12 protein-coding genes and 1 other RNA gene are annotated in these 6,283 nt (G+C 58.0%); 8 read left to right on the top strand and 5 right to left on the bottom strand.

What is annotated here, in order from left to right; genetic code table 11:
• From D1159_RS00065 to D1159_RS19395, 4 genes are all read left to right on the top strand, one after another.
• On the top strand, window positions 1-333 hold a 333-nt coding region (locus tag D1159_RS00065; RefSeq protein WP_161843662.1), incomplete at its 5' end, for a peptidylprolyl isomerase.
• Window positions 334-341: 8 nt separating this feature from the next.
• Complete coding sequence (locus tag D1159_RS00060) at window positions 342-644, top strand: TIGR04076 family protein (RefSeq protein WP_161843661.1); 303 nt, start codon at window positions 342-344, stop codon at window positions 642-644.
• 84 nt (window positions 645-728) lie between these two features.
• Window positions 729-1,074: a transfer-messenger RNA gene (gene ssrA / locus D1159_RS00055) on the top strand.
• A 326-nt stretch (window positions 1,075-1,400) separates the two neighbouring features.
• Complete coding sequence (locus D1159_RS19395; protein ID WP_347563608.1) at window positions 1,401-1,589, top strand: helix-turn-helix transcriptional regulator; 189 nt, start codon at window positions 1,401-1,403, stop codon at window positions 1,587-1,589.
• 24 nt (window positions 1,590-1,613) lie between these two features.
• Here the strand turns inward: D1159_RS19395 and D1159_RS00045 are convergent, their stop codons facing one another.
• Window positions 1,614-1,823: a helix-turn-helix domain-containing protein gene (locus tag D1159_RS00045; protein WP_161843660.1), complete on the bottom strand. Its 210-nt coding sequence runs from the start codon at window positions 1,821-1,823 to the stop codon at window positions 1,614-1,616.
• Between the two features lie 169 nt (window positions 1,824-1,992).
• On the opposite strand from D1159_RS00045, the gene D1159_RS00040 reads away from it, so the two are divergent.
• From D1159_RS00040 to D1159_RS00025, 4 genes are all read left to right on the top strand, one after another.
• On the top strand, window positions 1,993-2,931 hold the full coding sequence (locus D1159_RS00040) for an amidoligase family protein (RefSeq protein WP_243152023.1): 939 nt from the start codon (window positions 1,993-1,995) through the stop codon (window positions 2,929-2,931).
• Window positions 2,932-2,979: 48 nt separating this feature from the next.
• Entirely contained in the window at window positions 2,980-3,423 is a 444-nt protein-coding gene (locus tag D1159_RS00035; RefSeq protein ID WP_161843659.1) for a gamma-glutamylcyclotransferase family protein, read from the top strand.
• A gap of 2 nt (window positions 3,424-3,425) precedes the next feature.
• Window positions 3,426-3,695: a hypothetical protein gene (locus D1159_RS00030; RefSeq protein WP_161843658.1), complete on the top strand. Its 270-nt coding sequence runs from the start codon at window positions 3,426-3,428 to the stop codon at window positions 3,693-3,695.
• 123 nt (window positions 3,696-3,818) lie between these two features.
• Window positions 3,819-4,070, top strand: a complete 252-nt coding sequence (locus D1159_RS00025) for a hypothetical protein (RefSeq protein WP_161843657.1) — start codon at window positions 3,819-3,821, stop codon at window positions 4,068-4,070.
• A 219-nt stretch (window positions 4,071-4,289) separates the two neighbouring features.
• Here D1159_RS00025 and D1159_RS00020 read toward each other — a convergent pair whose 3' ends face one another.
• From D1159_RS00020 to D1159_RS00005, 4 genes are all read right to left on the bottom strand, one after another.
• Complete coding sequence (locus tag D1159_RS00020) at window positions 4,290-4,628, bottom strand: hypothetical protein (RefSeq protein WP_161843656.1); 339 nt, start codon at window positions 4,626-4,628, stop codon at window positions 4,290-4,292.
• A gap of 7 nt (window positions 4,629-4,635) precedes the next feature.
• Complete coding sequence (locus D1159_RS00015; protein WP_161843655.1) at window positions 4,636-4,902, bottom strand: phage holin; 267 nt, start codon at window positions 4,900-4,902, stop codon at window positions 4,636-4,638.
• 10 nt (window positions 4,903-4,912) lie between these two features.
• Complete coding sequence (locus D1159_RS00010) at window positions 4,913-5,632, bottom strand: peptidoglycan recognition family protein (protein ID WP_161843654.1); 720 nt, start codon at window positions 5,630-5,632, stop codon at window positions 4,913-4,915.
• Between the two features lie 453 nt (window positions 5,633-6,085).
• Window positions 6,086-6,283 (bottom strand): hypothetical protein (locus tag D1159_RS00005; RefSeq protein WP_161843653.1); only part of this gene is annotated, 198 nt, incomplete at its 5' end.

Genomic DNA, 6,283 nt, shown 5'->3' with positions numbered 1-6,283 from the left:
ACCGGAACCGGCGGCCCCGGCTACTCCATCAAGGGCGAGTTCTCCGGCAATGGCGTCGCCAACGACCTCAAGCACGGCCGGGGCGTGCTGTCCATGGCCCGGGCCATGCATCCCGATTCCGCTGGCAGCCAGTTCTTCATTATGGTAGAGCCGGCCCCCCACCTGGATGGTCAGTATGCCGCTTTTGGCAGGATCATCCATGGCTTGGACGTGGCCGACGCCATTGTCTCCGTCCGCACCGACCACAACGATCGGCCCAAGGAGCCCCAGGTGATGAAGTCTGTCACGGTCAATACCTTCGGTGTGGACTATCCCGCGCCGGAGAAAGTCTGAGGCGCAAGGTGGAACAGAAAGAGTTCGGCGTTGAGATCGAGATAGAATCCATCTACCGCCCCTGCGGCGCGGGCCATCAGGTAGGGGATTGCTGCCGGATCCGCAATGTGGACGGCGCACTGAAAATGGAGGGCTTTGACGGCTGGTGCCCGGAGCTGGTGCAGGCCGTGCTGGCCAACTGCTCTGTCCTGGCCCATGGCGGCTCTTTGGCCTGGGAGGATGAGCAGGGTAAGGTGCGCTCCGCCTGTCCGGACGGCGCCTGCCGCGTCATCGCGGCTATCCGGCGCATCCCTCAGGAACATCAGAATTGACAACCGCCCATCTTCGCGCCCTGGCATTGCTCCGGGACGCGGAGATGGATCCCATAGTAGTTTTTCTAACCCTGTCTTTGATACGGGGGCGTACTGGTTTCGACGAGGACGTAGAGGCCGGAACAGCGGGCGGATGCGCCTAACATCCTTAAAATGGGCAGCTTATAAATTAAAGAACAACGATAACGTCGTTCTCGCTGCGGCTTAATGCAGCCGTCCCGCCCGGAAGGACCACGAGCCGGGATGGGGCGTCGTTTAGTGGTGCACGTGCGTACGCAAAGCTTTGAGCGTACCATGAATCATGAAGCTACCAAGTCCTGTAGTGTGACGGCTCACGCCAGGATACGGGAATGTAAATAACCGTCTGCGCCCGGAGAAGTTCTTGTTAAAGCGTTTTCGGACGGGGGTTCGACTCCCCCCGCCTCCACCAAAAGTGCGCCAGACGAACCCAGGAGCCGGTCATCTATGTGGCCGGAAACCTGTTCGTTCTGGTGTGTCCTCTGGCTTATGCCATGGACAAATGAAAAAAGGCCGCCGCCTTGGTACTTCCAGGGCAGCGGCCTTTTTTACAACCGAGAATCACGGTATTCGTGATAAAATCGCAAAAAAGTTGTTTTTATCACAATTATCTGAAAAATCCTAAAATAGTTGCTATATTCTACCGTAAAGGAGAAACGGCTATGATTAGGATTTTACTGTCCACCGAGCTTGGCAAGCGCAGGTGGTCGCAAGCGGACTTAGCCCGAAACGACAGGGATAAGGGCTTCCACAATAGGCGACTACTACAACGAACTGACAGACCGCATAAACCTCCGCCACTTCGAGCTAATATGCAAGGCGCTGGATTGCGATCTGACAGATCTCCTTGTCTACCATCCAGACGAGGACACCCCCGTGAAGTCGCGCAGTGGTGCTCCCCTACGCGAGCAGCCGCCCAAGGAATAAGCCATGCTCCACAGACCCGGACGATTATTCGTCCGGGTCTTTTTTTATCTCCACCACGGCCTCAATGGGACAGTCCAGTTCCTTGCATATCCTATCCAGGACTTCCAGCGCGACATAGTTATCATTGTTCAGCTTGCTCAACGTGGCTCGGCTTATTCCGACGCGCTCCACAAGCTCCATTTTTTTCATGCCCCGGTCAATTAGAGTGTGCCAGAGCGGTTTGTAAGAGACCATACGCTCACTCCTTTCGAGAATACCATACCACATTAGTTTCGCTTTGTCAAAACTTTTTTATAAAAAAACGAAAAAAAGGGTTGACAGGTCGAGTGTCCGGGTGTATAGTATGCTCACAAACACGAAATAAGCAACCGCGAAAACGATAACAAAAACGGAGGTCGCGAAAATGTACGACATGATGAAGAAGCAGAACTTTGGTGTGGAGATTGAGCTGACAGGTATCACCCGCGAGCAGGCCGCCAACGTCATCGCCACTTACTTCGGCACCCAACCCCGCTACCTTGGTACCTACTACAAGACCTACGGCGCCATCGACAGAAAGGGCCGCACCTGGAAAGCCATGTCCGACGGTAGCATCTACACCGAGCGCAAGACTAGCCAGGGCAAGGTCGCCGCTGGCCGTGAGTATTCCTGCGAAGTCGTGACCCCCGTCCTCCAATACGAGGATATGGAGGATCTGCAGAACGTCGTTCGCGCTCTCCGCGAGGCCGGAGCAATCGCCAACAGCTCCTGCGGCATCCACATCCATGTAGACGGCAAGAACCACACCCCAGCAAGCCTGACCCGCCTGATGAACTTTGCCATTAGCCGGCAGGACCTATTCTATGAGGCCCTGGAGATTGGTGAGCGTGCTAATCACTGGTGCAAGAAGATGAACGCCACACTGCTGAAAGCCATGAAAGATGACAGCGAGAAAACCACGAACAGCCTCGAGCGCATCTGGTACAGCTCCGCCAACGATGGCTACACCGGCGGTATCAACCACGAGCACTACAACACCAGCCGGTATCACGGTGTCAACCTCCACGCTTTCTTCACCAAGGGGACGGTTGAGTTCCGGCTGTTCAATGGCACTACCCACGCCGGCAAGATCAAGGCCTATGTTCAGTTCTGTCTCGCCATGAGCGCCTGGGCGATTGACTGCCAGGACAACCGGCTCTACTTCAAGGGCTGCGCAGGCTACACCGCCGAGCAGAAGGCAACGCTGATGACCAACGTCTTGGTGAAGCGCCTGGGCCTGGGTGGTGCGGAGTTCAAGACCTGCCGCCAGCACCTGACCGCTCCTTTTCGCCCCCAGACCGAGGCTGAGGCCGAGGTAGCTTAACAACAAACGGCTGACCTACCGGCCACACGGGGAGAACGGAGGAAGTCTATGAAGCGGAAATACTACATTGCCTACGGAAGCAACCTGGACGTTGACCAGATGCTCTGGCGCTGTCCGGACGCTATCACGATTGGCAGCTCCACCATCAACGGCTACAAGCTGGTGTTCCGGGGGAACAGCCGCTCTGGCGTTGCCAACATCGAGCCCTGCAAGGGGGCGAGTGTTCCCGTTGGTATCTGGTCCATCAGCCCCTCGGACGAGGAATCCCTGGACTGGTATGAGGGCTTCCCCCGGCTCTATGTCAAGCAGGTGTTCCCCCTGTTGGTACGAGGGAAGATGGTCAAGGGGATGGCCTATGTCATGACCCCTGGCCACGCAATCACCCCGCCGGCAAAGCAGTATCTCAACACCATCATGGTGGGCTACAAAGACTTTGGATTTGACCCCGCGCCGCTGCTGGCAGCTGCGGACGAGGCCAGGAAAGGAGAATGAGCATGGACTATGAGCAGTTTTCCCAGGACGTGACCGCCACCACTGCGGCAAAGAGGGCAGTGGACGAGTTCGCCAAGAAGCAGGTGGACGGGGTGCATATCTGCCCCCGCTGCGGACAGCTGTCGGTCAAGGAGCGTTTAGACACCAACTCCTTTAGCCGTCACGCCGATGTCTATATTTGTGATGTCTGCGGCATGGACGAGGCGATCCGGGACATGAAGGAAGAACCCTTGCCGCTCAAAGACTGGGCGATTGCCAGAATCCCACGGTAAACAGGAAAAGGGGGCGGCGGCCCCGGCTAAGAAGAACCACCGCCCCAGCCCCCCACAGGAGGCACTGGGAAAAACAGACCTTTCCGGGATTATAGTCCGCGAGGATAGAAAGGAGATGCTTTAATGAGTGAATGGCAAAGACTTGAGCTCACCAGCGTCTGCAGCAAGCCCAGCCCAAAGCAGCTGGTAGCGTTGCGAAAATCGCCTGTCAATGGCCAACGTGCCTTTGAGGCGGAGGTGTACGATATTGGGTATTTTCAGACCGATCCCCATGTTCCCTCCAGTCGAAAACTCTGGTGGTATGGGGCTCACGGATGCCAGGACACCACCCGCACCATCTGGTGGCGTCCCGTCCATGCGTTTGACAGTATGTGATGGACACGCAGCAGGAAAGCCCTCTCCTGGCCTCATATGCCTGTTGCAACACCCGAACAGGCGCTCGAGAGGGTAGACCGCCTATCTCCGCTCCAAAAAGGTCTGACATCCCTCTGCGGCAGCCCAGTCCTAAAATAAAAAACAGCCCTCTCCAGTCCGAGAATATTACATCCGAAAAGGGCTGTTTCCTATTTCTGTATTCTGTTTTGTATACACTGCCTACTGCGGCACGGACCGCAGCAGATACAGCAGGCCAGCACCCATGGCTGCCGCCAGGACACCCGCCACGCCGCACAAGAGCTTTTCCACCAGGCCGTCCCACCGCTTGGCGGGCTTTTTCTCCATGGCGTCCACCTTCCGCCCCAGATTGGTCACATCGGTTTTAATCTCCTCCATGGTGCCGCTCTGGTGCTTCTGCTCCGCGGCCATGACCTCCACGGCAGAGGTCAGGCGCTGGAGGGTATCCACCTTTTCGCCCAGCTCGTCCAGGCGGTGGGTGTTGGATTTACTCCGGGCGTCCACCTCCGCCAGCTTCACCGCCAGCTCTTCCGCTTCCATAATCGTGTCACCCCCTGGGCTTGTCATAGGTCATAGCGTTGGCGCTGTCCCGCAGGCCCTTTGTGGTGGGGGCGTTGACGGCGTTCCAGACGCTTACCACCACCAGCCCCAACACGTAGGGATTGCGTGCCGCCCCCGCCAGCAGGTCCCACAGGGCACCCCAGCTGGTCAGGTCCGCCGCCGTCAGCCCGGCGTAGGCCAAAATAGGGGTGAGTACCGCCAGCACCATCTGCGCCCACCACAGGGGGTTGTGAGCTCTCACTTTCCAGTTCATATAGCACCTCCTAGTTCAACAGCCCCAGCCGATCCAGCACACTGGCGGCCTGCTCCCGAGTCATAGGCGACTGGGGGGCGGTGCCGTCAAAGACGCCCTTCTTCTTAGCTTTCGCCCAGCTCTCCGCCGCCCAGTTACTTACTGCCGCTTTCCGCTCCGCCGCGGCCCTCTTGGCCGCCTCTTCCGCCGCAATGGCCTGTACCTTTTCCTCTGTCATAGGGTCCTCCTCCAATCTCTGCTTGAATCTCAGCCATGCCCGGGCGTCCTCCACAAAGGGAGCGGGGCAGACTTTACCGGTCACGTCATAGTGCCGCAGTACATTGCCCACCGGGATGTGATACCGCTCCATAATATCCAGCGCCAGCTCTACTGTCCGATCCACGGTCTCCGGGTCAAAATACCACGCCCCGGACTTGTCCTTGTGGCAGCACATCTCAATGCCGATGCTGTTGACGTTGCGGCATTTGGGGTGCTTGTATTTTCTGTCGCTGCGCCCACAGTGCCAGGCGGTGTGGCCCTCCGGCACACTCTGCCAGACAGACGCCCCCGGGCCGTGGTCCACAAAATAGTGGGCGCTGGCCCCGATGCCGCCCCTGCTGCCGTAATACCGGGCGTTCTCCCTGGCATTGCCCAGCGCCCCTACATAGTGGATCACCAGATAAGTAATGGGCTCCCTGCGCCCCCTGGTGTAGTTCTCCGGGTGGCACAGGTGGTTTTTGTCGATGTTCAAATAAAAAACCTCCGTTCCGTCGCCTTGACAAAACGGGGGCGCATACGTATAATAAACACAGAAAGGGCGCTGCGGCAAGCGGTTAGCCCATTAGGTTAAGGAATCTCAAAAGAAACCGTCACCTGCCGGGGTGGCGGTTTCTGCTTTTTACGATAATCGTGACGGTAAACCGCCCGATATGTAATGTAATCCGCATGGCCTCACCCCCTCGTGGAAGGTGTGGCTAACCGCCAGCCGTTTGTGCAGCGCCCTGCCCTCTTTCGGGGGCCTGTCCATCATACCATCACGCGCCGCGTTTTGTCAAATACTGCCGCCTCGTCGGAAGAAACTCCGCTCTGCTTCATCCGGCTATTCGCCGGATATCCGCACGCTTTGTTCTTCCTCCTCTTCCCCAGCGGAACCGCTTATGCTGGGTTCCGCTGGGGGACCCCTTTTTTTGGGGGGGCAGCTTTTTTACGCCTCCAGCGCGGCCAGGCCGCTCTTTACCACGAGGTCAAAGCCCCGCCGGTCGCCCATGGTGAAGGCCGCGCACAGCTCCTTGTACCGGTCCGCCGATCTGTGGTCCGGGTCGCCGATGACCAGGGCCCGGTACTCCGCCTTGGCGGCAGGCTTGTCCTCCCCCTCCCACTGCGCCAGCAGGGCGGGCTTGTC

Origin of the sequence: Pseudoflavonifractor sp. 524-17 (assembly GCF_009935845.1) — a bacterium.
Lineage (GTDB): Bacteria > Bacillota > Clostridia > Oscillospirales > Oscillospiraceae > Pseudoflavonifractor_A.
The sequence above is the reverse complement of the archived record's forward strand: the minus strand, read 5'-3'. Positions and strand labels throughout refer to the sequence as shown.